General features: G+C 56.7%; 24 protein-coding genes and 1 CRISPR repeat array. Of the genes, 7 read left to right on the top strand and 17 right to left on the bottom strand.

Annotation, left to right across the window (positions count from 1 at the left end; all coding sequences use genetic code 11):
* Positions 1-100: 100 nt before the first annotated feature.
* A CRISPR array of direct repeats spans positions 101-1,602; the repeat unit is 32 nt; unit sequence ATTTCAATCCACGCACCCACACGGGGTGCGAC.
* A 241-nt stretch (positions 1,603-1,843) separates the two neighbouring features.
* Complete coding sequence (locus PSTEL_RS06215; RefSeq protein WP_038694233.1) at positions 1,844-3,820, bottom strand: GTP-binding protein; 1,977 nt, start codon at positions 3,818-3,820, stop codon at positions 1,844-1,846.
* A gap of 205 nt (positions 3,821-4,025) precedes the next feature.
* Here PSTEL_RS06215 and PSTEL_RS06210 point away from each other — a divergent pair, with 205 nt between their 5' ends.
* On the top strand, positions 4,026-4,997 hold the full coding sequence (locus PSTEL_RS06210; protein ID WP_038694231.1) for an S-layer homology domain-containing protein: 972 nt from the start codon (positions 4,026-4,028) through the stop codon (positions 4,995-4,997).
* 126 nt (positions 4,998-5,123) lie between these two features.
* Here PSTEL_RS06210 and PSTEL_RS06205 read toward each other — a convergent pair whose 3' ends face one another.
* The 5 genes from PSTEL_RS06205 to PSTEL_RS06180 form a co-directional block, all read right to left on the bottom strand.
* Positions 5,124-7,280 carry a Tex family protein gene (locus tag PSTEL_RS06205; protein ID WP_245625176.1) on the bottom strand — a complete coding sequence of 719 codons (2,157 nt, stop codon included), beginning with the start codon at positions 7,278-7,280 and terminating at the stop codon, positions 5,124-5,126.
* A 548-nt stretch (positions 7,281-7,828) separates the two neighbouring features.
* Positions 7,829-8,179: a type II toxin-antitoxin system PemK/MazF family toxin gene (locus PSTEL_RS06195; protein ID WP_025333625.1), complete on the bottom strand. Its 351-nt coding sequence runs from the start codon at positions 8,177-8,179 to the stop codon at positions 7,829-7,831.
* Positions 8,180-8,182: 3 nt separating this feature from the next.
* Positions 8,183-8,464, bottom strand: a complete 282-nt coding sequence (locus PSTEL_RS06190) for a CopG family ribbon-helix-helix protein (protein WP_038700247.1) — start codon at positions 8,462-8,464, stop codon at positions 8,183-8,185.
* A 193-nt stretch (positions 8,465-8,657) separates the two neighbouring features.
* A complete protein-coding gene (gene alr, locus PSTEL_RS06185) occupies positions 8,658-9,860 on the bottom strand; it encodes an alanine racemase (RefSeq protein ID WP_038694224.1) in 1,203 nt (400 codons plus the stop codon).
* 237 nt (positions 9,861-10,097) lie between these two features.
* Positions 10,098-11,183: a LolA family protein gene (locus PSTEL_RS06180; RefSeq protein ID WP_038694223.1), complete on the bottom strand. Its 1,086-nt coding sequence runs from the start codon at positions 11,181-11,183 to the stop codon at positions 10,098-10,100.
* A gap of 255 nt (positions 11,184-11,438) precedes the next feature.
* Here PSTEL_RS06180 and PSTEL_RS06175 point away from each other — a divergent pair, with 255 nt between their 5' ends.
* Positions 11,439-12,002, top strand: coding sequence for a CueP family metal-binding protein (locus PSTEL_RS06175; RefSeq protein WP_038694221.1), 564 nt, complete (start codon positions 11,439-11,441; stop codon positions 12,000-12,002).
* Between the two features lie 96 nt (positions 12,003-12,098).
* Here the strand turns inward: PSTEL_RS06175 and PSTEL_RS06170 are convergent, their stop codons facing one another.
* From PSTEL_RS06170 to PSTEL_RS06135, 9 genes are all read right to left on the bottom strand, one after another.
* Positions 12,099-12,830, bottom strand: coding sequence for a DUF3600 domain-containing protein (locus tag PSTEL_RS06170; protein ID WP_052098227.1), 732 nt, complete (start codon positions 12,828-12,830; stop codon positions 12,099-12,101).
* Positions 12,820-13,404 (bottom strand): sigma-70 family RNA polymerase sigma factor, encoded by a 585-nt coding sequence (locus PSTEL_RS06165; protein WP_038694218.1) that lies wholly within the window; start codon positions 13,402-13,404, stop codon positions 12,820-12,822. Before PSTEL_RS06165 ends, PSTEL_RS06170 begins: the two co-directional genes overlap by 11 nt.
* A gap of 90 nt (positions 13,405-13,494) precedes the next feature.
* Complete coding sequence (locus tag PSTEL_RS27480; protein WP_156995801.1) at positions 13,495-13,656, bottom strand: type 2 periplasmic-binding domain-containing protein; 162 nt, start codon at positions 13,654-13,656, stop codon at positions 13,495-13,497.
* A gap of 176 nt (positions 13,657-13,832) precedes the next feature.
* Positions 13,833-15,110 carry a B12-binding domain-containing radical SAM protein gene (locus tag PSTEL_RS06160; protein ID WP_038694217.1) on the bottom strand — a complete coding sequence of 426 codons (1,278 nt, stop codon included), beginning with the start codon at positions 15,108-15,110 and terminating at the stop codon, positions 13,833-13,835.
* A gap of 227 nt (positions 15,111-15,337) precedes the next feature.
* Positions 15,338-15,823 carry an MFS transporter gene (locus PSTEL_RS06155; RefSeq protein WP_281176780.1) on the bottom strand — a complete coding sequence of 162 codons (486 nt, stop codon included), beginning with the start codon at positions 15,821-15,823 and terminating at the stop codon, positions 15,338-15,340.
* 264 nt (positions 15,824-16,087) lie between these two features.
* Positions 16,088-16,852 (bottom strand): hypothetical protein, encoded by a 765-nt coding sequence (locus PSTEL_RS06150; RefSeq protein WP_038694213.1) that lies wholly within the window; start codon positions 16,850-16,852, stop codon positions 16,088-16,090.
* An 85-nt stretch (positions 16,853-16,937) separates the two neighbouring features.
* Positions 16,938-18,260 (bottom strand): MFS transporter, encoded by a 1,323-nt coding sequence (locus PSTEL_RS06145; RefSeq protein WP_245625092.1) that lies wholly within the window; start codon positions 18,258-18,260, stop codon positions 16,938-16,940.
* Positions 18,261-18,405: 145 nt separating this feature from the next.
* Positions 18,406-19,557 carry a winged helix-turn-helix domain-containing protein gene (locus PSTEL_RS06140; RefSeq protein ID WP_038694211.1) on the bottom strand — a complete coding sequence of 384 codons (1,152 nt, stop codon included), beginning with the start codon at positions 19,555-19,557 and terminating at the stop codon, positions 18,406-18,408.
* Positions 19,558-19,872: 315 nt separating this feature from the next.
* Positions 19,873-20,583: a YjgB family protein gene (locus tag PSTEL_RS06135; protein ID WP_038694210.1), complete on the bottom strand. Its 711-nt coding sequence runs from the start codon at positions 20,581-20,583 to the stop codon at positions 19,873-19,875.
* A gap of 112 nt (positions 20,584-20,695) precedes the next feature.
* Here PSTEL_RS06135 and PSTEL_RS06130 point away from each other — a divergent pair, with 112 nt between their 5' ends.
* From PSTEL_RS06130 to PSTEL_RS06115, 4 genes are all read left to right on the top strand, one after another.
* A complete protein-coding gene (locus PSTEL_RS06130) occupies positions 20,696-21,205 on the top strand; it encodes a GNAT family N-acetyltransferase (protein ID WP_038694208.1) in 510 nt (169 codons plus the stop codon).
* 126 nt (positions 21,206-21,331) lie between these two features.
* The gene (locus PSTEL_RS06125) at positions 21,332-21,760 is read left to right on the top strand and encodes a PH domain-containing protein (protein WP_038694206.1); all 429 of its coding nucleotides are present in this window, start codon (positions 21,332-21,334) and stop codon (positions 21,758-21,760) included.
* A gap of 265 nt (positions 21,761-22,025) precedes the next feature.
* Positions 22,026-22,679, top strand: coding sequence for a TetR/AcrR family transcriptional regulator (locus PSTEL_RS06120; RefSeq protein WP_038694204.1), 654 nt, complete (start codon positions 22,026-22,028; stop codon positions 22,677-22,679).
* A complete protein-coding gene (locus PSTEL_RS06115) occupies positions 22,676-23,077 on the top strand; it encodes an FMN-binding protein (RefSeq protein WP_038694202.1) in 402 nt (133 codons plus the stop codon). The genes PSTEL_RS06120 and PSTEL_RS06115 overlap by 4 nt, the downstream gene beginning before the upstream one ends.
* 130 nt (positions 23,078-23,207) lie before the next feature.
* Here the strand turns inward: PSTEL_RS06115 and PSTEL_RS06110 are convergent, their stop codons facing one another.
* Entirely contained in the window at positions 23,208-24,269 is a 1,062-nt protein-coding gene (locus PSTEL_RS06110; protein WP_038694200.1) for a Gfo/Idh/MocA family protein, read from the bottom strand.
* Between the two features lie 155 nt (positions 24,270-24,424).
* Complete coding sequence (locus PSTEL_RS06105) at positions 24,425-24,898, bottom strand: RDD family protein (protein WP_038694198.1); 474 nt, start codon at positions 24,896-24,898, stop codon at positions 24,425-24,427.
* Positions 24,899-25,040: 142 nt separating this feature from the next.
* On the opposite strand from PSTEL_RS06105, the gene PSTEL_RS28920 reads away from it, so the two are divergent.
* Positions 25,041-25,286: a GNAT family N-acetyltransferase gene (locus PSTEL_RS28920; protein WP_038694196.1), complete on the top strand. Its 246-nt coding sequence runs from the start codon at positions 25,041-25,043 to the stop codon at positions 25,284-25,286.
* The last annotated feature ends 230 nt before the right edge of the window (positions 25,287-25,516 follow it).

Below are 25,516 nucleotides of genomic sequence, written 5' to 3'. Positions count from 1 at the left end.
CAGCCGCCCTACAAGAAGGCAACCGGCAAGCGATTTCAATCCACGCACCCACATAGGGGTGCGACATTGTTAACTCGGACATCTGCATTCCTCCAAAATAAATTTCAATCCACGCACCCACACGGGGTGCGACGCCATTTATTTGTACTATTCTGCACATTGTTGCTTATATTTCAATCCACGCACCCACACGGGGTGCGACAACGAGGTCCGGGACTGGCTAGGCATGTCGCCACTCATTTCAATCCACGCACCCACACGGGGTGCGACGCCATCGCCATATATCGCCATGCAGACATCAAAATTTCAATCCACGCACCCACACGGGGTGCGACAAGTGCTACACAAGTCTCTCCAAGCTCGTTATCAGATTTCAATCCACGCACCCACACGGGGTGCGACGAGGACGACGAACTGCCCGTCATGCGGGTCAAAAGATTTCAATCCACGCACCCACACGGGGTGCGACACCATCAGCCGCAGCGCGGAGGACGTGGCATTGTGATTTCAATCCACGCACCCACACGGGGTGCGACCGTCTGTTCGCCGGGTCCTGCAACCGCCAGTGTGATTTCAATCCACGCACCCACACGGGGTGCGACAGCAGACGAACCTTGGAGGTCAAGCGGACTTTCGATTTCAATCCACGCACCCACACGGGGTGCGACGACAGCCAGAGGATATAGCGGCAGCTATCCATCGAAAATTTCAATCCACGCACCCACACGGGGTGCGACAAAAACGCGTCGTTTCCTGCGGACGGGGAGGGAATTTCAATCCACGCACCCACACGGGGTGCGACGGAAGTGCCCTATCCGAAGTAGGGACGGCTTTTGATTTCAATCCACGCACCCACACGGGGTGCGACCACCGCGCTGATGAAAGCAATCCGAGGCGGAGCATTTCAATCCACGCACCCACACGGGGTGCGACCCGGTGATTTCGTTCTTGTTGATTCCGGGTATGACATATTTCAATCCACGCACCCACACGGGGTGCGACTATATCCCGGAAATATAGCGCTAAACAACGGACTATTTCAATCCACGCACCCACACGGGGTGCGACCCGTTCTCGGGCCGACAGCCAAGCCGGACAACAAATTTCAATCCACGCACCCACACGGGGTGCGACCGGATAGCGCGCTTCCTGCATCAACCGTTTTGAATGATTTCAATCCACGCACCCACACGGGGTGCGACTTCCGCTGCCGAATGACGTTTGTTCCTCGCGGAAGAGATTTCAATCCACGCACCCACACGGGGTGCGACACTGTACGGACAGGAATTCTCCAAGTAGCGGAATATTTCAATCCACGCACCCACACGGGGTGCGACCGAACATGCTGATCAAACCGATACCGACAGATATTTCAATCCACGCACCCACACGGGGTGCGACTGTGTTTACGAAGCATCCCGTAAAGGGTGTATCGATTTCAATCCACGCACCCACACGGGGTGCGACGATTTCCGGTATCAAGACACTGCAAGGTCGATAAATTTCAATCCACGCACCCACACGGGGTGCGACATTCTTGTACCGCAATCCTGAATACTGGATATGGAGGATTTCAATCCACGCACCCACACGGGGTGCGACAGCCCCCACTCTCCCGCCTTACCCGGCGGGCATTTGGAAGCGCTATAGTGCGAACCCCGCCGAACGGACCGGATTTAAGGCCGCCTTTTACTCAAAATAACGCAAAATCCCTTATCCCGCAAGAGGTGCGAATCCCCCGGAAATTTCATGGGCGCTTGGGGTTCGCACCAATGGCCCATCTCAACGAGCGGCGCACCCTCTCCCGATACATAATATGTACTAGGCCCCATCCATCTTCGTCTCACCCCTGCAGCGCCTTGCGCACGCTCAGGATATACTTCGCCTGATCCAGCGGGTTCACGCCCCGGCGCGTACGCTCGGCGGTCACGTCGGGCGGGCATTCCTCGTAGCCGTCGAAGAATGAGGTGAAGGTGCTGCGCCCTTTGGTAAAAGAGCTGAGCTCCTGCGGATACTCCAGCGAGGTCGCCAGCGGCACGCGGCCTTCGATGATCATGCGGCCGTCCAGCAGCACCGGTGGCTGGAAGCTGCCGCGCATCTGCGCGAGGTCGTTCATGACGCGGCCGCCGTTCTCCTCGGGCACCGCGATGCGCACCCGCAGCACCGGCTCCAGCAGCTTCGTGCCGGTCCGCGCCAGCCCGTCCATGATGCCCATCGGCGTCGCCACGGCAAAATCCAGCGGGTGGGTATGCCACACATGATGCTGGCCCTCCACCAGTGTCACCTTGAGGTCGGTTACCTCCCACCCGTGCAGTCCCTGCTGCAGCGCTTCCGGCACACGTCTTGCCGTCTCATTCTGATACTGCGGCAGCAGGTCGGAGCTTCGCACGACCGATTCATACCGCAGCCCGCTTCCAGGCGGGCCTGGCTCGATGAGGAATCTCAGAACCGCCCAGCACGGCTTCGGCATCGTATAGGCGATGAAGCCTTCGCCCGCCTGCCGGGGCGTCTCTTTGTAGATCACCGACGGCTTGCCGAAGGTGACCTTCAGCCCGAACCGGGTATCCAGCACGCTGCTCAGCACCTCAAGCTGGATCGGGCCCATCACCTTGATGTGCAGCTCCCGCTCCTCCTGCAGCCACTGGGCGTCCAGCAGCGGGTCCTCGTCGGCCAGTTCCTGGACGGCCGCGATGACGCGCTGATCGTCGGTCCCGGCATCCCAGTGGATGCGGACCGTCAGCAGCGGCATGGCAAGCCTCGCTTCCTCGGGAACGGCATCCGGCGAGCCGAGGCAGTCGCCGACCCGCGCGCCGGCCAGCCCGTAGACGACGCCGATGTCTCCGGCCTCCAGCATGCCGATATCCTCGGCCCGCCCGCCTTCGACCTTGCGAATCTGGGTCGCCTTCTCCTGAAGGCCGCGCGTATGATTCGTCACCAGGTCCCGGTTCCGGATGGAGCCGCTGTACAGCCGGACGTACGCCATCCGCCCCATGGCGGGGTCCCGCTGGATGTTGAACACGACGCCCGACAGCGGTGCGGCAGGCTCACCACCAGCCGACGGAAAATAATCGGTCATGGCGTCCAGCAGCTCCCGGATGCCGAGCCCTTTGGCCGCCGCTCCATAGACCAGCGGGAAGAGGCGGCAGTCGGCCGTACGTTCGGCCATATGCTTTTTCCAATCGGCAGGCTTCGGTTCTTCGCCCGACATGTACAGCTCCAGCAGCTCTTCATCCCGCTCCGCCATCGCCTCGATCAGCTCCGTCAGCGCCGGCGCTCCCGGCTCCTCCGCCCAGGTGTCGGCCGCGCCCCGGTACTCCTGTCCGCTGCCGAGCGGAAGCTGAACCGGCACGATGCTGCCGGACAGGTAAGAACGGGCCTGATCCAGCACAGCTTCGTGATCCGCGCCGATCCGGTCCATTTTATTCATGAAGATCAGGGTGGGTATATTCAGCTTCCGCAGCGCCCCCCAGATCATCTCGCTCTGCGCCTGCACGCCCTCGGCGGCCGACAGAATCAGCACCGCGCAGTCCATCACCCGCAGGCTCCGCTCCACCTCGGACATGAAATCGACATGCCCCGGCGTATCGACCAGATTCACCTTCATGCCCTTCCAGGCCAAAGAAATGAACGCCGACCGCACCGAAATACCGCGCTGCCTCTCCACGTCCATGGAATCGGTGAGGGCCGTCCCCTCATCCACGCTTCCGAGCGAACGTATCCTTCCACTTTCATATAAAATATGCTCGGTTGTCGTCGTCTTGCCGGCGTCCACATGCGCAAAAATGCCGACATTCAGACGCTTCTCCGTCTGCTCTGTCATCCGATGCCTCTCTCCCTGTTCCTCATGTAACCGCTTATCCATTCCTCCGATTATTGTAACCAATCCGCTCCGGGTGTTCCAGTGCACGGATTGAAGGCGGCTTGGAATCGCAATAGCGCGGATAAGTTCCTTATGACGGACAAACCTAAATCGGATGCAACTTTTTGGCCTATTTTGCCATCTATAAGGTAGAGGTGATGATATAATGAAGACAAACAACTTGAAACGCGGCGCTAAAATGACGTTGGCCTGCGGAATTATAGCAGCTTCCCTGTCGGTGGGAGCATCCGCCTTCGCCTTCACTGATTTGAAGGGCGATCCAGCCGAGGCCCAAATCCAATCTCTGTACGATGCAGGGGTGATTAACGGAGTGACTAGCCAACTGTTTGCTCCCAAAGCCAAAGTCACATACGGACAAGCTATCCAGTTCCTGGTGAACGGCCTGTCCCTTACGCCCGCCGCGGATTCGAACGGCCCTGCCAAGGCCAGCGATTATTTCACCAAGCTCGACGACAAATCCTGGTATGCGCCCTCCTTCGTTACGGCGGTACGGAGCGGTTTAAGCCTTGCACCTTCGACTGACCCCAAAGCGGTCATAACCCGCGCCGAATTCGCGCATTTGCTGGATCAGGCGATTCAGACCAAGGGGAATTTTCCCGTGACGAAGATGTACGCGTTCATTTCGGACGGCGACAAGCTGGATGCGGCGACAATGAACAGTCTTCAGACGCTTTTCAACATGCGTGTAATTACGTTTGAGGATGACGGGAAATTCCGGCCGGATGATGCCGTGACCCGCGCCGAGGCGGCCGTATGGATTTACAACGCGAGAAACGTGATTCAGAATACCCCTTCGGTTTCGCCCGGAGTAGAGGAGAGTGACGCCGCAGCCATGGTATCGTTGGAAAAAGCGGCCGATGGCGTGAACAAAGTCACCGTGACCGTAGGCAATCTGCCGAATCCGGGGTATGGCCTGTCCATCGCCCGAATCGAGTTCGGTTCGGAGCAGAAGGCCGTCATTTATTATGAAATCACGAAGCCTGCTCCCGGCCAGATGTATGCCCAGGTCATCTCGACCGCCAAAGCGGTGACTTACCTGCCGGAAGGCTACACGGCCACCGCGAAGCCGCTCCCCGGCTCCTACACGCCGCCCGCAACGGATTCGCCGCTGTACTGATTTGTATCGATGGATCAAGCGAGATAAGCCCTTATTTGTGAAAAAAAACCTCCGTACGCTTCATCCATCCCTGCCGGGATGGGAAGCGGTGCGGAGGTTTTTCGCGTGATACCGGCGCTGGCGGTCTTAGCTGCCTTGAGCCTCGCTGCGCGGCGGACGCATCGTCAGGCTGACCCGGCCTTTTTTGAGATCGACGCCAATCACCCAGACGGTAACATTGTCGCCAACGGAGACGACATCCATCGGATGCTTGACGAAGCTAGTGCTGAGCTGGGAAATATGAACCAGTCCGTCATTCTTGATGCCAATATCGACGAAGGCGCCGAAGTCGATGACATTGCGGACCGTGCCCTGCAGCTCCATGCCGGGCGCCAGATCCTCGATCTTCAGCACATCGGTGCGGAAGATCGGCGGCGGCAGCTCCTCGCGGGGGTCGCGGCCCGGGCGCTGCAGGCTCTCCAGAATGTCGCGCAGAGTCGGCACGCCGACTTCCAGCTTCGCAGCAAGCTCCTCAGGGCTCTGCGAAGCCAGTACAGAGGCAAGCTCTTTGCTCCCGATCTGGGAGAGCGAAAGCTTCAGCTCCTTGAACAGGCGGGTGACCACATCGTACGATTCCGGGTGGATCGGCGTGCGGTCCAGCGTATTCTCCCCTTCCGGGATACGGAGGAAGCCGATGCACTGCTCGAAGGATTTGGCCCCCAGACGCGGCACCTTCTGCAATTGCTTGCGGTTCTTGAAAATGCCGTTCTCCTCGCGGAACTTGACGATATTCTTCGCAATCGTCGAATTAATTCCCGCTACGTAGGACAGCAGCGACGGCGAAGCGGTGTTCACATCGACGCCGACATGGTTAACCGCCGATTCCACGACGGCTTTAAGGCTCTCGTCCAGATGCTTCTGCGACACATCATGCTGGTATTGGCCGACGCCAATCGCCTTCGGCTCGATCTTGACCAGCTCCGCGAGCGGGTCCTGCACGCGGCGGGCGATCGACGCGGCGCTGCGCTCGGCCACGTCAAGGTCCGGGAACTCCTCCTGCGCCAGCTTGGAGGCGGAATAGACGCTGGCCCCGGCCTCATTGACGATGAGGTAGGCCAGCTCGGGATCGCCGATCTCCTGAATGGTATCGGCGGTGAACTGCTCCGTCTCGCGCGAGCCCGTGCCGTTGCCGATGACGATCAGCTTGATCCCGTACTTCGCGATCAAGCTCTTGAAAGTCGCGGCAGCCTCGCGCTTCTTGTTATGCGGCGGCGTTGGATAAGTCACCGCCACCTCCAGCAGCTTGCCGGTCTCGTCCACGGCCGCGAGCTTGCAGCCGGTGCGGTAAGCCGGATCGACGCCGAGCACGCGGCGGCCCTTGACCGGCGGCTGCAGCAGAAGGCTGCGCAGGTTGGAGGAGAAGATGGAGATGGCCTGGTTCTCGCCCTTCTCCGTCATCTCCGCCCGGACCTCGCGCTCCACCGAAGGCGCGATCAGCCGCTTGTAGGCGTCCTCGGCTACAGCTTCCAGCAGCTCCTTGACCGGCGAAGGTCCTTTGATCAGCTTGCGGGTCACATGCGCATGAATGCGCGCCGTATCCACTTCAATGCCGACCTTCAGCACATTCTCCCGCTCGCCGCGGTTAATGGCGAGAATGCGATGGGGCGGCATCTTGTGAACCGGCTCCCGGTAGCTGTAATAGTTCTCGTACACCGACTCCTGCTCCGAGTCCTTTGCTTCCGAGACGAGAATGCCCTGCGAAGCTGTGAACTGGCGGACCCAGGAACGGATCGCCGGATCATCCGCCAGACCCTCGGCGATGATGTCCTGCGCGCCTTGAAGAGCTTCGGCTACTGATTCCACGCCCTTGTCGGAATCGACGTAGCGGGACGCTTCCTCCTCCGGATTGCCGACACGCCGCTGTTCCAGTATCCAGTTCGCCAGAGGCTCAAGCCCCTTCTCCTTGGCGACGCTGGCCCGCGTCTTGCGCTTTTGCCGGAAGGGGCGATAAAGGTCTTCCACCTCCTGAAGCTTGGCTGCTTTGACGATCTGCCCGCGCAGTTCCTCCGTCAGCTTGCCCTGCTCTTCAATGATGCGGATTACCTCCCGCTTCCGCTCGCCCAGAGACCGGAGATACCCGAGCCGCTCTTCGACGTCGCGAAGCGCGTTCTCGTCCAGCTCGCCCGTCATCTCCTTGCGGTAGCGTGCGATGAACGGAATCGTATTGCCTTCATCCAGCAGCGAGACCGCCACGCCGACCTGGCGAGGGGACAGGCTGAGCTCTCCGGTGATCTGGCTGATCATAAGATCCCGCTCACGGCGCTCATCCGCTGCGGAATGGATCTCTTGTTCCACCACTTGCATTCTCCTCTTTTCAATAGCTGTTATAGCTGCCCTGTTATAGCTCTCATCGTATCATATTTAACAGAGAGCGTTCCAGCCGTGCTCCTGTTCTCACCGGGCTTCCGTGGTTCCGGTGAAGTGCCTGATTCCAGCGGATTCAGCAGTTTCAGCGGCTCCAATTGGCCAGCCGTTACCGGGCTCATGAATCTGCTGCGGTGGAAGATCTGCCGGATGGCCGCACGACGAATGGCGGTGTGCGGAGGAGGTGCAACAGACGACGGTCGCTGATGCAAGGCAAAGGCGTGCCAAGGCATCTGCCTCAGACATCCAGCCTCCCTTGCCTGCACAGCCCTTGCCCGCACTGTCCTTGCCTGTACAGTCCTTGCCTGCACAGTCCTTGCCTGCACAGCCCCTGCCCGCACTGTCCTTGCCTGCACAGCCAAAAGGCCCGCCGCGTTATCCACGGACGGGCCTTCCTTGCTTGTCATATTAATAACCCGGGGCTTTTTTTAAAAATCAATCAAACCCAGGCTGATTTGCAGCGAATCATCCACCTTTTTCATCGTTTCGTCGTCCAGGTGGGTTATCTTGTCCGTTAGGCGCTGCTTGTCGATGGTCCGGACTTGTTCCAGGAGAATCACGGAATCCCTGTCGAATCCGTGGGAGGCTGCCTCAATCTCCACATGAGTAGGTAGCTTGGCCTTCTGGATCTGTGCGGTAATCGCCGCAACGATTACCGTCGGACTAAAGCGATTGCCAATATCGTTCTGAATGACGAGGACGGGTCGGACACCGCCCTGCTCGGAACCCACCACCGGCGAAAGATCGGCAAAAAAAACGTCGCCGCGTTTTACGATCAATATCTACACCCCGCTTACTAAGCGGCCAAGAGTACTGTCTGCATCTTCCTCGGCTAGGAACGCTTCACATGCCATGGTCAAGTTGATCTTGGCCATCTCCATGTATCCGCGCTGCATGGACTCCCTTATGGAACGCTTCCTCCGTTCGCTAAGATACAGCTTCATGGCCTGCCGAATCAATTCGCTGCGGTTGGAATTCTCCAGTTCGACAATTCCATCCACCTCTTGCAAGAGATGATCGGGCAAGCTAATCATGATTCTTTTGGTGCTCTGTAAATTGGCCAACTTCTCTTCCACCCCCACAAACCTACTGCCCTTGATTCCAGTGTAGCATTATGCAAGGAATTTTATACAAGGAATATATGCCGTCAGTATATCAACTATGCTGCAACCATTATAAACTAGAAACGGCGCTTCGTATAGACCATAAGTCACACAGTTGTCCACGATTAAATATTCCTTGATGGTTTCTCCCAGCTTATGCCACCGGATTGGACTCCAGGTTTTGGGTGAGCGCATTGACCAATTTCGGAGCCGAGCCTTGCCGGATATAGATCCGTGGGACCCGGTTCGCCAGCATGCACACCAACTCATAGTGAATGGTTCCCATAAGGGAGGCCAGCTCGTCCGCCGAAACGGAGACTCCAGCCTGACGGCCGATGAGGACAACCTCTTCGCCGGCTTTGATTTGTTCCGCCTCGTCGGCGAAAGATTTGAGCGATACCATACACTGGTCCATGCAGATGGTTCCGACGACAGGAACGCGACGGCCGCGTATTAGCACTTCCGCCTTGCCGCTCAGCAGCCGGGAATACCCGTCCGCATACCCGATCGGCAGCGTCGCGATATACTCCCCGCTATCAGTTCGGTAGTGGGTCCCATAGCTGATTCCCCAGCCTTCCGGCAAGCTTTTCACATAGACGACCTGTGTCTTCAGCGTCATGACCGGCTGCAGCTTAACCTCCTGCCGGTTGACCGCGGTCGACGGATAAAAGCCGTAAATGCTTACGCCCACACGGAGCATGTTCGGAGACAGCTCTGGGGTATCGATGGCCGTAGCGCTGTTGCCCGTATGTATGATTGGGATATGGATCTTATTCTCCCGAAGCGCTTCCGTCACGCTCATAAATCGTCGGTACTGCTCCAGTGTATAGCCTTTGTCGGCCTCGTCCGCTCTGGCAAAATGCGTGAACATTCCTTCAACATCTGCCTGTCGGACTTGGCATACTTGCTTGATGAAATTCGGCGCCTGTGCCGGCAGAAGTCCCAGGCGGCCCATTCCGCTGTCGATCTTGATATGCACTTTGAGCTTCCGGCTGTCGCCATCAGGCAGCTTGGCCACGGCCTCCAGAACCTCCGGAGTAAAGAGCGTTATGGTAACATCGTACTCCCAGGCAGCCGGAATGGCTTCGGGGGGCGTATAGCCAAGCACCAGAATCGGGAGTGCAATCCCCGCCTGGCGCAGTTGAATCGCCTCATCCAGAAAAGCCACGCTGACATAATCCACGCCCAGAGTCTCAAGCTCTCTTGTCACGTCAACCGCTCCATGGCCGTAAGCATTTCCCTTGACGCATACCATCAGCTTCACATCCGCCGGCAAATGCCGTCGAAAGCTCTCGTAATTGGCACGCAACGCATCCAAATCAATCTCGGCCGCAGTCGGCCGATAGCTTTCCTGCACTTCCAGTCACCTTCTTGTTAGTCTAGAGAACCCTCTGCCGAAGATGCTCTTGCTTCACTTGCTTATACGTTATCGTAATGCTAACGGTAAGCACTGTCAAATGGATAGCAAGGCCAGAACAGGAAAGCTCGGACATCCGGCAGCGTTCAGATCCCGGAGAACCCCGGATGACAGCAAAACGGATACCGCGTGTAGAGGAAGAATTTCCACTCATAAGCAGTATCCGTCTACAATCATTTATTTACCCGTTTGATCCTCCATAGAAGCTGCAATTTCCATCATTTCACTAACTGGCAGGTTCGGGCTTGTAATCCGGTACTGAACGCCGTCGCCCGGCATCCAGGTCAGCGTCTGCTGCTCATCGCCCGTCAGAACGCCCCATGTGAAGCCGAGATCGACCATCGTGCCGGGAGCAAGAGAGACTGCCTGATCCAGCGGACGGGACTCCATAATCGTATACTGATACGTTCCATCATACCGAAGAAGTACAGCATGATCCTCGCTGTTCTCCACTTTGTTGGAATCTTTAAGCGTTACGCCTTCGGGCGTATATCCCGGCTCGATCACGCCGAAGTCGCCGGCCGGCACAGCCGCCTGATTCTGCGCTGCATCCTGGCTGTCCGCCGCAGGCAGCGGATTGCCGTTCTCGTCCACCTGGGCGACCGTATTTTCCGACTTGCCGGAAGCCATATTTTTCTGCATATCAAACGCATCGGCGGCGAACTGGGGATCAAAGGCGAATTTGTCGAACTTCACGTTCACCACGACCTTGGCCTCCGAGTCGGATACCTGGACCTGCTTGGGCGCATACGTCTTTTTGTCCAGCCAGATCTTCTGGCGAACGAGGGCGCTGCTCTGGTAATTCGCGGCCACCTCGAACACATAGCTGTCCTTGTCTGCCACGAACTGGCGGTTGTCATCGGCGGTAATGCCTTTCAGCAGCGTCTGATAGAGATAAACCTGGCCTTGATTGTCCGGCCAATCGCTCTGGAAGCGGAAGCTCTTGCCGAGGCTTGGCGTCAGCACGAACACGCCTTCATCGTTGCGGAGTACAATCTGCGTTATGTTCTTCTGCGTATTGGCAAGGCTGATCCGGTAATAGGAAGGATTCTTGTACCAGACCTCCACCTTGTACTCCTGGGGCTGTTCTCCCGTGTACAGGGTCATCGTTCCCTCTCCCTGATACGCCCCGCTCTTGCTCTCCAGCTTGTCGGCCACATTGTTCAAATCCTTGACCACGGAAGCGGCGTCCTTCTTCCCGCAGCCCGTCATGATCAGGGTAACGCACATAATGACCGCGAGTACCCATGCTGTCCGGCGCATGACATCATCCCCTTAACCTGTATTGAGTAGCATTGATTAGTACATGTCTATGAGGGACTTGGCTCCATTATGCAGACGGGCATGACAAGCGTCGGAGGACTCGCTATCTTCTTCCTTTTGTCCTGGCTCTATTTATGCTTTTGGTAACTTTCATTTCGGATCGCTTCATATATAATAGTAGGGCTGAAACGCGCTTGTATGAGATTAAAATAGAGCTGCAGCACTTCCAGTATGAGATAAAGGAGAATGACAAGCATGACAAGAAAGACAAGAGCGGCGGCTATTGCTCTGGTGATTGTGGCATTGGGCGGGCTTGGCGCCTATACTGCCATGAACCGCAGCACAGACGGCGGCGGAGACAGCGGCAAGGCAACCATCGCTGAAACGCCGGGGATCAAGCAGATCGTCGATCAATACAGCTCAGGCGCTTTGACCGCCAAATCGGCTTCCATCGACTCGCGAAAGCTCGTCGTCAAGAAGGAGGACGGCACCACTTTGACCTACGGTCTGCCGAAGGACGAATTTTTTCTGTCTGTGGCGCCTTATACGGATTCCACGCATCCCTGTGCGACCCACAATCTGGCCGGCTGCCAGGGCGAGCTCGCCAATAAAGAGTTCACCGTTACGGCTGTTAATGCGGATGGCAAAATCGTACTGAACCAGACGGTGAAATCCCACGCCAACGGGTTTATCGATTTGTGGCTGCCGCGCGGCCAGACGTACCGGCTCACCATCGGATACAACGGAAAGACCGCCGAGTCCGAGGTTTCCACATACGAGAAAAACGATACCTGCCTCACGACTATGCAGCTCAGTTAGTCTTAGCGAATCCACGACCAAGAGCCTTCCCATCGGGGAAGGCTCTTGGCGTTGCGGCAGTGGTCTCGTTCTCATGCTTTGAGCTTGGCGATACGACTACTGTGCAGGCTCTATCTTAATGCCCAAATCCTTGGAATACGGCTCAAACTGCTTCCACAGTTCCTGTACTTTGCGGGAATCCTCTTCACTCAATATTCCTTTGGCCTGTATCTTCTCAAGGCTGTTCACAATATCCTTCACTTTGGCCAGATCCTCGGCATTGAGCTTCTGCTCAGCAGTGTCCACCAGATGCATCAGGAACTTCTGATTATTCACCGGCTGTCCGACTCCGGCCGCCTGCTGTTCTCCCTTATTCAGCTTGGTGAAAAAGGGCTGAAGCTCCGAGGTCAGCTTCTCGTATTCTTTTTGCTCACTGGAACTCAACCGGTCCGGGTGCAGCACGCCTGCATTGTCCACAATCTTGGCATTATACGTCCCAAGTTCATGCAGCAGCGACAAGAAGTGGTCGAATTCTTCAGGCGGAAGGCTTGCCTTGGCCGCCTGGAGCTTGGATTCAAGCCGTTCATATTGCGCCAGAGTTCCGCCCAACTGCTGAAATTGCTTCTGCGATCCGTACACCGAATCGGCCAAATAATGATAGCCCGCATACACGCCGGTCGGCAGCAGCAGCACAGCCGCAAGAATCCCCGCCGCCGCCCATTTGCCCGGACGCATTCTTCGGGTCTTCCCGAATGTCTCGCGCATGATGGTCTCCTTCAGCTCTTCCGGCGCCCTCCACTCCATGCTGTGTGAAGCGAGCGCTCCCCGCAGCTCTTCTTCAAGTTTCATGAGCATCCTCCATCCTTCCCGTGTGTCCGATCTCCGCAATTTCCTTCCTTCGCAGCTTCCTTAAAGCGGCATGAATCCGGGACTTGACCGTTCCAAGGGGGATACCGAGCGCCTGGGCAATCTCCTCCTGCGAGTATTCGTTCAAATACCGCAGAATCACAACCTGCTTCAGCTTGTATGGCAGACGCTCCACGCTCTCAAGCAGCGGCGCAATTGCCATTCGGTCCACGACATCCCCTGCGAAATCGCGGTCCTCGAAGCCCCGGCTCCGCTTGCTCCGGCTCTGAATCCGCAGCATGCTCCACCGCTTCCTCCGGTAAGCCCGGCACTGCCGCGCAACCAGCCCCATCAGCCACGGCCGGAACGGCCGGGAAGCATCGTAATGCTGCAGCGACCGGTATAGCTGGATGTATATCTCCTGGACGACATCATCCGTATCGGAAGGATCTCCTACCAGGAAGCGGGCGGTGCGATATACCTCGGCGATTGTGCTTTCATACAGCTGGCTGAACGCTTCGCGGCTGCCGGCAAGCGCAAGCGATGCGAGCTGTGAGTCTTCGTTCGAACAGGTCATCCGCCATTCCTCCTTCGTTCTTCCACTCTATATTGGAAAAAGCCGGCTCTTTCGTTCGTTTTATTTTTCAATCGGCGGATCATAGCCTCTTCACATCCCCGGAAGAAAGCTTCGGCAGATCGCGATGAAATCTTCCAGAAGCGCGGAGCGCCGTTCATTGCGGCGTGTACAGACGGCGATACTGTTGATTAAGCGGATATCGCGGACATGCACTCTGGCCAGCCGGCCGCGCTCCGCTTCCTCCCGCACCACAAGCGAAGTTCGTGGTGTCTCCCATGCATCACCTGGCGGGCAGGAAGGTGGATCTGGATGAAATGTTAGGCTAGGACTAGCTAGGCTACGAAGAACGTTAATCGCTCTTCCGGAATCACAGCAAGGTATCAATCAAATTCTGCAGACCATTTTTATAATCCAAGTTCCTGCTCCCGCTAACGCTTCAGGGCCAGCCGGTATCCCAGGTTGATGATGAAGTTGTACAAAATATGCGTACGCGACACTCTCATCCGCCTTATGAATGAGCGCAGCGAGTAGAAGCGCCTCCGGAATTCGGCATAACCTTGATACAGCTCTTCCGGCGTCATATTCCGGGGCTGGAACACGACGTCCGTCTTTCCGTTATACAGGCTCCAGTCCATGCTGGTTAGCCTTCCGGACTCCTTCATATCGGTATATACAGGCGTATGGGGAAGCGGAGTCAGCAGGCTGACGGTCACCCCGTCGATGCCAAGCTCCTCGCAGGCTTGAAGCGTATCCCGGAAGGTGTCCGGCGTATCTTCGTCGAAGCCGAAGACAATGCCCGCCTGAATCATGATGCCATGGCTGTGCAGCTTCGAAATAATTTCCCGGTAGGCATTCACCCGGTTGATGCCTTTATTCACCCCGCGCAGAGCGGCCGGAGAGAACGATTCCAGACCGACGAACAGGTACAGGCAGCCTGCTTCCTTGGCCTTCTTGAGCAGTTCGTCATCGTTGCAGTCGGCGAGGGTCGCCTGAGCGGCCCATTTTCTCCCGAGCGGCTTGATCTGTTCCATCAGTTCCAGCGCATGAGCCTTGTCCGCAAAAAAATTATCATCCCAGAACACAAAAAAACGCGATCTCAGCAGCGACACCTCGTGCATGACCTCGCCGACCGGACGGGTACGGAACCGGTTATGATAAATCTGCTTCAGATTGCAGTAAGCGCAGCGGTAAGGACAGCCCCGTGTCGCGAACACCGCCCCTTTCATCAGCGGGTTCCGCTTCAGCAGATCCCATCTCGGCAGCGGAAGGTTCCGCAAATCCGGAATCCCCTCCGAACGGTAGACCGGCTGCTCCCGGCCTTCCAGAAAGTCCGCAAGAAACCTCGGCCATGTCTCTTCCGCTTCGCCGATCATGATTGTGTCGCAGTGTCCGCCGGCTTCCTCCGGGAGCAGCGTAACATGCGGTCCTCCCAGCACCACCTTGGCCCCCGACTTCCGGAACCGCTCCGCTATGTTGTAGCAGTGATAGGCGTTCGGCGTGTTCACCGTAATGGCCACCACATCGAATTTCCGGTGAAAAGGAATCCTCTGGCTGTACTCGTCCACCAGCGTAATCTGATACTTGCTCTCATCTATGAACCCCGCCAAATAGGGCATCGTGATCTGAACGAAATTATTGAACTGTTTCCGGCGGAAACGTTTGATCTTCTTGTTCTCGGGCTGAAGCAGCAAAATCTTTGTTCGCATAGGTCACCTTCCGCTTTTATCCAATCCCATCCAGTATAATTGGCGCGGCGGGTTGCAGGTATGACATTGTTCAGCACAGCAAAAGAACCGATTCCCCTAACTGCTTCAAACAGCAGGAACCGGCTCTGCTATGAAAATATGAAAAAGAGGCGGCTGCCGCATCGCCCTTAAGCGACAGGAGCCTCCCCACTATAAATACGATAACACGGCTAATACGGGCGGCTTGCTCAGCTGACGGCTGCTTGCGCAGGTTCGGCGTCGGTGATCCGCTTCTCTTTTACCCGGAAGAGGTACAGGCCGAGCGTCAGGGCGGCGAACGGAGCCGAGGCTTGGGTGGCCATGCCCGTCTGAAGCATCATCGAGGGCAGATAATGGCTAAGGCCTATATCCATTGCTCCATACAGAACAAACAGAAGCATAAGGAAAGGAAACAGCCTGTTCCCTCTGCCCGCCATCTTCCCGGCCGGTGCGGGCTGACTTCTCTCCGCTCTTCCGGAAGAAGGCCGAAACAGCGGCTCCGCTTCCCCATAACGCAAAAAGCGGATAAACACCGACAGCGATACGGCGTATCCGGCGACGGCGAACAAGGCCAGGTTCCATCTGCCGACCGTGATAAGCGCTCCGACCAGCAGCGGAAATAACAGCGAGCCGAGGCCGAATCCGACCTCCAGCTTGCTCATCGCAAGCGCCGCATTCTTCCTCTCCGCCGGCAGCGGGACATCCGGTTACGCTGAACAACCATACCTGATTATTATGTGATACATGCATCCGCATGAAATGCTGCATCCATTGTAACGGAAAGAAATCAACTTGAAAACCATGACAATTTCAGAATTTGTCCGTGGATTTCAACAAAAATATCAATCATTTTCAGGAAAGATTGCAAAATCCAGTCGTTAACGTCTTCGAAAAAGGTGCCGGATAAACAAAGCGCAGCTTAAGCTTCGTTAGCCTAAGCTGCCCCCCTCCTCTAACTATTACGGCGTCCACTGGTCGTGGATGATGCCCACCAGCGCCCGGTCCTCTCCGATCTTCTCAAACACCAGGCGAAGACTGCGCCAATCCATTCCTTCGGCAGCCGGATCGATCCCGGCGATATGATACTCGACATAATCATGGCTCGCCGCCGGATAGACCTCGTTCACATTGTTGACCGTCGTTCCCTGCCCGATGGCCCGGTTCACCGCGATTGTGGCTCCTGTGCTGAAATCAATATCGTAGACGAATTTCTTATAATAATCCGGGAACGCAAGTTCAATGGGTTCGCCTGAGCCGGCATGCGAGCCCCATATCCGAAGGGCCGGATCATGCATCAGTCCCTCTACCTCGCTCCGGGAGAAGACGAGATCACTTGCCACATCGACATAGCCGTAAGGAGAAAAGCGCAGCCCGTGCTCCGGATGCACCCACGCCGCCAGCGCTCTCATATTGCCTGCCGCCAGCGCCTTCATGACGACCGATGCGGCCTCAAGCGACGTCGGCGGCTGGCCCTCCATATCAACTGCGGAAGACGGCCCCCCTGCATCCGGGCTCGCAAGCGGTTCGGGAGAGCCCGCCGGTGTTCCGGGTTGTCCCTCTCCCGACCAGCCGGGACTGAGCTCCGGACCTGCCGACATGGGCGTTGGTCCAGACGAGGGGGGCGCCTGTCCCTCTCCCCGGTTCTCCGGCGCATTGCCGCAGGCCGACAGCAGCAGCATCACGCCCGCCAGAACGGTCATGGCGGCGCGGCGCATTATGGGCATGTCACTTTCCTCCTTTGTAACGGTATCCTTTAGTTACTAAGACGTACCGACACCGGAAAAGGTTACAAAAAAAGGAGCGACATCATTAAATTTCTTCAGCATCGCCCTCCGGCCATATCCGGCGGCCGAGCGCCATTCCGGTTCCGCCGAGAAGCCCGATCGCAAGCCCGAAGGCGGCGAAGACCGCCCGGGGCCCCTCTACTCCTACCAACACGCCGCCCAGCAGCGGAGCCACGACCATAACGGCGCTCAACATCATGCTCTGAATGCCGAATACCCGGCCCGTCATGGAGGGTGGCGTCTCCTTCTGCAGGCAGTAGCTGAATGATACGAAGAACAGCCCGTTGCCAGCGCCCATCATCAGGCCGAGCAAGAGGACAGGCAGCGTCCCCGCCCCGGGCTGGAGCAGCCCGAGGCCCCCGAAGGCGGCGCCGATCAGGACATACCCGCCCCCGAGTCTCAGACCGTAACGCCGCCCGCCGCTTATACGGTTCAGCAGCAGCATGATCATTACGGCACCGGCTCCGGCTGCGGCAATCATCCAACCGAGCAGGTAGGCCCGGTCCGGAGCCAGCATGCGGAACAGGCTGGTGAACTGATAATCCACCATCTGGATGGTCAGCGCGCCAAGGAGCCCGAACAGCAGCGTATTCCGCAGCAGCCGGCTGCTCCAGATCAATCCCCAGCCTTCCTTCCACATCATGCGGAAGGAAGGCTTGCTCTCTTCGGCGGCGGACTCGCTCACGGTTTCCGGGCTGCGAGCTGCGTCCCGGCTTCTCACCGTCAGGAGCAGCCCGAAAGAGAACAGCCGCAGCAGCGCGTTCAGTCCGATGCACCACGCCGGCGAGAGAATCGCCAGGGCCGCGCCGCCGAGCAGAGGGCCGGCTATTTTGGAGCCCTGCGTCACCAGGCCGTTAAGCGATGCTGCCTGAAGCAGCTGGTCCTCCCGGACGATGCTCCGGTTGAGCGACTGCTGCGCGGGAACGTTCAGCGCGGAGACGGCCGAGCGCAGCGCCAGCAGGGGCAGCAGCCACAGCATGCCGGGCGCGAACAGCAGCGCCGCCGTTATAGCGGCTGTTAGCAGATCGCACAGCCGCATCAGCTTGAGCCGGTCCAGCCGGTCGGCGGCCACGCCTGCCAGCGAGCCGAGCACAATTCCCGGCACCGCGAGGCTGACCGGGATGAGCGACAGCATGAGCGGGCTCGCCTGCCAGCGGTAGCCAACCAGCACCTGGATCGCCAGCATATCGAACCAGTCTCCAATGGCCGCCGCAGCGTAGGCGGCGTATATTTTTCGAAAAACAGCGTTGGCCAACAGGCCGCTCCGGGTATTCTTTCGGCCCTGTCGGCGCTTCGCCGCCGCAGCTTCACTTCTGATCATCTTGTAGTATTCCTCCATCCGCTTCATGAAATCGTCTCTTGATGAGACCCAGTATGAAGGCGGTATGTCAGAGAAATATCAGAGAACCAGACGATATCAGAGGATCAGACAATCAGACATCAGACAATTAATTCAGAATATCAGGCAATATCAGAGGGTGGGACAAGCTCGCCTATAGGGTCAGGCAATCGTTCAGCAGCTTGATCATCTCGGTTCTCAGCTCCGGAAGCCCGCAACGGGCTTGTTCTTCCTGAAAGAGCGATTCGTATTTGCGCGTGACTCCCTCTCTGCCTTTGAAATCGTATTTCCGGCAGAAATAGCGGACCCGGTAGAGCGCGAACAGCTTCATCGGCACGAAGCCGGACAGCTCGAGTACGCTTAATCCCTCGTCGATCAGGGCTTCTCCGGCAACGAGCTCGTTCTTTTTCAGCTTCCACAGGCCTTTGGACAAATTGCAGCTTCCGATATCCCGCAAGAAGGGCTTACCCTGAATCATCGTCTCCACCCGCTGTATCAGCCGCCGAATTTCAGCTTCCGGCGTATCCGTCATCAGCCGGACGTACAGTTCGGCATTGGCCACAGGCGTCTCGAAGTTCTCATAGCCGGGCTCCTTAATCGCCTCCCGGGTCAGCTTCAGCCGCTCCAGCGCCTCTTCCGCTCTTCCGGCAGCAGCGAACGGCTCCAGTACATTCAGAATCTCCAGTTCCCTGTGCTGCATCGGCGGAAGAATCCTCGCCTCCAGCACCCGTTCACACCAGGCCAGACCTTCTTCCGGTTCTTCCGTTAACAACAGAAAGAGCAGCAGCGAGTACAGCCGTTCGGCAAGAGGGGCTTCTCCCCGCAGCAGCCACTCTACATCGCCCTCGACAAAATGAATGTAGACGCTGTAGAACCCGTCCAGCTCATAGCCCAGCACATCCTGCTGGCGTGCCAGCGCTAGCATGGACCGCCCCTGGCCGTATTGATGATATTTGGCGAAGACCTCCGCCATTTTCTCGCGCAGCTCGCCGTCCCTGGACGACGGGCTTGCGTCGACTCCGCGCGCCGCCGTCCGCTCCGTAAGACAGTAGCCGAAACCCCGGACCGTGCGGATGCCAATTCCGGAGAACGGCTGCAGCTTTTTGCGGAGCCGGTAAATGTGGTCGTCCACCGTGCGCTCTACCGGATATTCCAGCGGCCAGACGCCTTCCAGCAGCTGCTCCCGGCTGAAGGCGCGGCCTTTGCCCCGGTACAGGAATTTCAGCAGCGCGAACTCCTTGGGCAGCAGCTCCACTGAAACCCCTTCGCCCGATATCCGGTATCCGTTCTCGTCCAATTGCAGCATGTCCGGCTATCCTCTCCTTCTATTACCTGTTCGTTGTTACTTGCGGTTATTTATTTCATGGATTATTATCGTGGATTATTTTCGTGAGTTTAATTATAGCAGGCTCAGCGTTCACCCGCGCGCGCAAAAGCAGCCCTGAAGTCTCCCTCAGGGCTGCCGTACGCTGCTGCGTCTTTCCATCCGCTACTTTTATCTAAACCCGGGTCTGGCTTGGCGCTTCCCTGGCTTAATCCCGGCGCCGTTGCCGGTAAACCGTCGTCACCTAGCCTGCTTAGCGGGTCAGCGGGACAGCCGGTAACCTGTCACTATTTCCTCTTAGCCGGCCATATTGTTGACCGCATCAGAAGGAGAGTAGACGGAAATATGATCCACCGTCCCCGCCTGATCCGGAATCACGAACTTAAGCTGGAACTGCTCGCCCGCTTTGTAGGTATAGATATGGTCGCTCCCGCTCGTTGTGATCTCGTCGGGATTGCCGAGGGATGCCTCGATATTCTGAAGCGTCAGCCGGTGAAGCTCATCCGCGCTGGAGCGGACGTCGATAATGACGCTGCCTTTGTTGAAGCCGATCACCGCCTGCTTCGCTTGATATGTGGCGTAAATCCCCTTGCCGGCGCCCTCCTCGATATCCGGCTTGCCCCATGCGGCCTTCACATCTTCGATCATACCCGTATGCGCGGCGAACGGGATGCCTGGCGCATGGCCTTGCTTCGCGAGCTCCATGAGCTCCTGAAGCTGGCTTTGAACGCTCCGGCTGTCGCTGGCCGCCGCGTTTGGCGCTGCGGATGCCTGCGCCGGAGCCGAGGCGCCGGCCGTTCCGCCAGCTGCGGCGGAACCGGACGGAACCGCCGGAGGATTTGCGGCGGACTCGGAAGGAGCGGCCGACTGGCCCCCGGCCGGTGAAGCGGTCGCGGACGGGGCGGCGGTAGCGCCCTGTGTCTGATCTCCGCCGGAGCTGCAGGCGGATAGTCCCAGCATGGCAGCCAACAGAAGACCTGCGGCTGCGGAGTTATATTTTCGATTCATACGTTTCATCTCCCGGTTGATTTGTAAGACTGGTTAAGAGTACGCTGTATCAGACGGCCTGTTCGCGAAAAAGGTTGCGAGGGCCTATTTTTACCAGAAAGCAGGGATAATTATGCAAGCCGGACTGGACTTTGACTCGCTGTATCGATTGATGGAGGCTTCCTTCCCGCCTTCTGAATTCCGGACCTATGAAGGACAGAAGAGCCTGCTAGAGGACAAGCGTTACCGTGTAATTGCGGAGAAGGGGCCGGACGGGCGGACGAATGCTTTTATTGCGGTATGGAAGTTCCCACAGTTCCAGTTTCTAGAGCACATGGCAGTAGACCCCTCTCTGCGCGGGCAGGGTGTGGGTGGACGGATGCTGAGCGCATTCGTCGCCGAATCTTCCATCCCCGTTCTGCTGGAGGTGGAGCCTCCGGAGACGGAATGGGCATCAAGACGCATCGCCTTCTACGAGCGGTTGGGCTTCATCTTGAACCCGTATCCCTATGAGCAGCCACCCCTCAGAGAGAATCAGACGCCGCTGTCCCTTCTCGTTATGAGCGGACCTTCTCCTTTGACAGAAAACGAATTTCTGCATTTCAGAGATACCGTGCACCTCGTGTCGACTCCAGGAATTTGACGAAAAGTATCGTTTTTTGCCGATTAAAAAAAGGATATATCTTCCGGCTGCCGAAATATATATGGGTAAGCATCCATCATTAATGCGCATCCATTATTTTTTATGACACCGGGGGGAGTTATTAAAATGGCTAATCTGTTCAATGGGCTGCTGGGCAATTATTCCGAGGTATCACCGGCGGAGCTGAAGAGTCAATACGGCATGTACCTGATGCCTGACGAGAAGATTGAAATGGGATTCAAGCTTATCCGGGATTCGTTCATCATCACCGACGAGCGCATCATCCTGATCGACCATCAAGGCGTAACCGGCAAGAAGACGCGTGTCGCTTCCATCTCGCTTGAGTCCATTTACGAAGTAACGATGGAGACAGCCGGAACGGGCTTCGACGACAGCGAAATCACGATCCACTATATCCAGTCGCCTTATTTCAAGAGCAACAACGTGCAGGTTAGTTCCTACAAATTCGAGTTCGGCAAAAAATTCAACGTCCAGCCGATCTACGTCGCGCTGCTCACGCTGGCTCATCAAAATCATAAGCGCCTGAACGCTTAAAGCCTTCGTTATTAAACTAGGATCGGGCGTAATCGCTTAGGTGGACGCTCCGCGGACGGACCATTGTTCCAAAATCAAAGAGATCGCCTTCTGGTGAATTGGATGTACCATCCAACCCTCTCCAAAGAAGCGATCTCTTTTTCTATTAATATGAGCCAATTTACCAGCCAATGGAGCCCATGCCACAAATCGCACATACAGCCTCGCCGTTCCATGCTACGATTAGGTAAACCATTAGTTTACTTTTCACATTGGAGGTTTCCAAATGGACCGCAGCAGCCGTAAAGAAGTCATTCTTTTGCTTCACCGGAATACCATATTGAATGCCGCGGAGCAGCTGTTCGAAGACAAGGGCTATGCCGCGACGACGATGGATGACATTGCTCACCAAGCCGAATACAGCAAACGCACCGTCTACCTTCAATTCTCGGGCAAGGAGGAAATTCACGACCGGCTCGTGCTGAAAGGCTTCACCCGCCTGAAAGAGCAGCTGCTCGGGGAATGGGACCCGAATCAGAGCTTCTCCGCCGGGTACAAGAAGCTGTGCGCCAGCCTCGCCGACTTCTATGAAGCATCCCCCTACCAGTTCGCGGGCATCGCCGAATTTCAGACTACTCCGCTCGATGGCGAAGATCTGCCGCAGGTGAAGCGGGATATTTTTGCCGTAGGAGAAGAAATCAATGCTGCGCTTGGGGAAATGATCTCCCGGGGAATCGCCCAGGGCGAGGTAAGAGCGGATATCCGGATTAAGGAGACGATTCTGATCTTCTGGAGCAGTCTCTCCGGGGTGATTCTGGCGGCACATCGCAAGAGCAGCTACATTGCCGAGACGATGGGTGTGACAACGGACGATCTTCTGGAGTACAGCTTCGGGCTGCTGCTGCGGATGGTTAGTAAGGAAGGAGAAATTCCGTTATGAAAAAGATATGGATAATCGCCGCGTCCCTAGTATTGCTCATCGGCATCGTCTGGGGAGCGACGTATCTCATTCAGGTCCGGAACTATCAGAATAGAGTGGCTAATCTTGTTACAGCGGATCTTCCCTTCACAGGACTTAAGGACGGGGTATATGACGGGGAGTGCGACGTGCGGTTCATTGACGCGAAGGTTCGTGTCACCGTGAAGAACGGCCGGGTGGCTGATATCACGATACTCAAGCATAAGAACGGGCATGGCGCTCCGGCAGAGGCTATTCTCGGCGAAATCGTGCAGCGGCAGACGCTTGAGGTGGATGCTGTCAGCGGCGCGACGAATTCCAGCCGGGTCCTGAAGAAAGCGGTCGAGAACGCGCTGACTCAGGCTGAACCCCAGAAATAGAAGAGTTATCCTTGACGCAATAAGCCGGGGCTCCAACAGGAACCCCGGCTCTTTGCCTGCCGATGCGCGGTCAGGTGCAACTTGATCCCCAATCCGATCCGGCTATCGGCGTTATCGGCAATAAAGTTAATTACAGCTCCAAATCCTTCAGCACGGCCCGTTTCTCGGCCGCTTCGAAGATCGTCTCAATGAGCCGCAGCACTCGCAGCACCTCTTCGTTCTTCACCAGCGGCTCGGCCGCGCCCTCGATGACGGAGACGAGGTTGTCGTAGAAGCTCGCCTTCGTACTCTGCGCCTTCTCAATCGGAGAACGCAGCGTCGATTCCTCGGACGGCGGCGCCATCGTCTTGGTCAGCCCCTGACCGGCCTGAATCGGCGTCGGTTCCACCTTCGCGACATCGGGATTGATGGCTACCGTCTCGCCGCTGAGATCCCAGTCCCGGATCACCGTCGTACCCTCGGTTCCCTTGACATACCAGCGGGGAAGCTTCACAAAGTTGGTCGTACCAACCTCGATCACCGCCGTCAGACCGTCCTTGAACCGGATATGGCTCGTAAATCCGTCATCCACCTCTGTGCCAAGGATGAAGCTGAGTTCAGCCGCAACGCTGTCGATACGGCTGCCTGTGAGAAGCAGCAGCTGGTCGAGCAGATGGACGCCCCAATCCAGCAGCATGCCGCCGCCGTATGCCTTAAGCTGGCGCCAGTCGCCCGGAATGCCGTTGGCGCCCTGTACGCGGGACTCCACCCGGAATACCTCGCCGATTTTTTTCTGCGCAATCAGATCCTGAATAATGAGGAAATCCTCATCCCACCGGCGGTTCTGATGCACCATGAAGACCCGGTTCGTCTCTTTGGCCGTCTCCATAATTTCAAGCAGCTCGGAGCTGCTCACGGTTACCGGCTTCTCGCAGACGACATGCTTGCCCGCTCTAAGCGCCTGGATGGCAATTGTCTTGTGCACATCGTTCGGCGTTGCGATCAGCACAATGTCGACTTTATCGTCAGATAATACTGCTTCCAGGCTGTCGTAGGTTTGAAGGCCTTTGGCGGCAGCAAGCTCTTTCCGATAGTCCACGATATCGAATACGCCGGCTACGGTCAGACGCTCGATCGGTTCAATCAGTTGGACATGGTAGCTGCCCATGCCTCCATAGCCTACTATGGCCAGATTATATGTTTTAGGGTCCATTTAGGTATCTTTCCTTTCCGCATATGGTGCTAAAAATGCGCCAGTTCAACTGTCTCGTTCTCTAACATTTTACAACGTTTTCATTTGAACTGGAATACCGTCCGTTCCCCAAAACACGCCTCATTTACCGAAATCCGGCCAAAAAACGTAACCGTTTACGTTAAAGGGTTCTTTTCCTGTCCGTATCCCTCGTGCACGGCATGATCATAGTCCAGATAGGAATCCTTCACAACCTCGGTCCCTGCGGCAAAATCATGGATCGCCCGCTTATCCCTGCGCGCCGCCACCATGATTGCGCTGACCAGCACAGCGATGCCGTAAGTATAAGAGTACAGCAGCTCGATGAGCCCGTCCCGGATCAGCATCGTCCCGATACCCAGTGGTGCGCCGCTGGTCTTGCGAATCCGGATATTGCAGATTCTTTTGCCGATCGTCTGGCCGTTCCAGAAGATGGGCAGCAGGACAGCGTACAGAATGTTCAGGATGTTCACGACTGTGCGGCCGGCCCCTTCTCGTACGTCCTCCCCTGTCAAGAGATAGATTACGATGCTGAGAGGCAGCGAGAAGATGAGTCCGTCCAGAAACCTGGCGGCAAAGCGGATCCAGAATCCGGCATTTCTTTCTTCCATGGCAAAAATTCTCCTTCTATGTATGATATGATCCATTTATAGTATCGGTTTTTTTGGCTTAAGGAATTACTTTTCTGATTACAACACGCTGGGAGACGTCCCCACGATAATTGAAGTCCGAGCTGCTACCGATGAGAACAACTTGTCTCTAGAGGAACTCCATTCACTTGGGATTACAGAGGATTCGATCCGTGAATACATTAACAAGGGAATCGGGACCGGGCTTTTACAATTGGTGGAGAATTGGCTGTGGGAATCAGGCTCCAAGGCCCTTTGGCTTACGACGGACGTGGATACCCGATTGCGGGCGTATTCTTTTTACCGGAAAAATGGATGGGAAGATGATCGGCTTGAGGATGGATTAAGGTATATGGTGAAGAGCAGATAGCGCCTGGCTAAGCTTTCCGCCCCTCAGTCAGACTATATCCCAAGCCCTCGGTTCAGGAAGCGCCGAGCCCCGGTTTCTCTTCGTTTGATTAAATGCAATCTTTAATTCGATCATGCGGCAGGGAAACATAGCTTTGAGTACCTCCTCCTGAAGTGCAAACTAAATAAGTCATAACAACACCTACATGAATCATACAGCTATTGTTATATAATGAAATTATTTACCAGTAA

The sequence above is a fragment of the Paenibacillus stellifer genome (genome assembly GCF_000758685.1).
GTDB lineage: Bacteria > Bacillota > Bacilli > Paenibacillales > Paenibacillaceae > Paenibacillus_AQ > Paenibacillus_AQ stellifer.
Note: the sequence above shows the minus strand (reverse complement) of the source record. Positions and strands in the feature narration are given on the sequence as shown.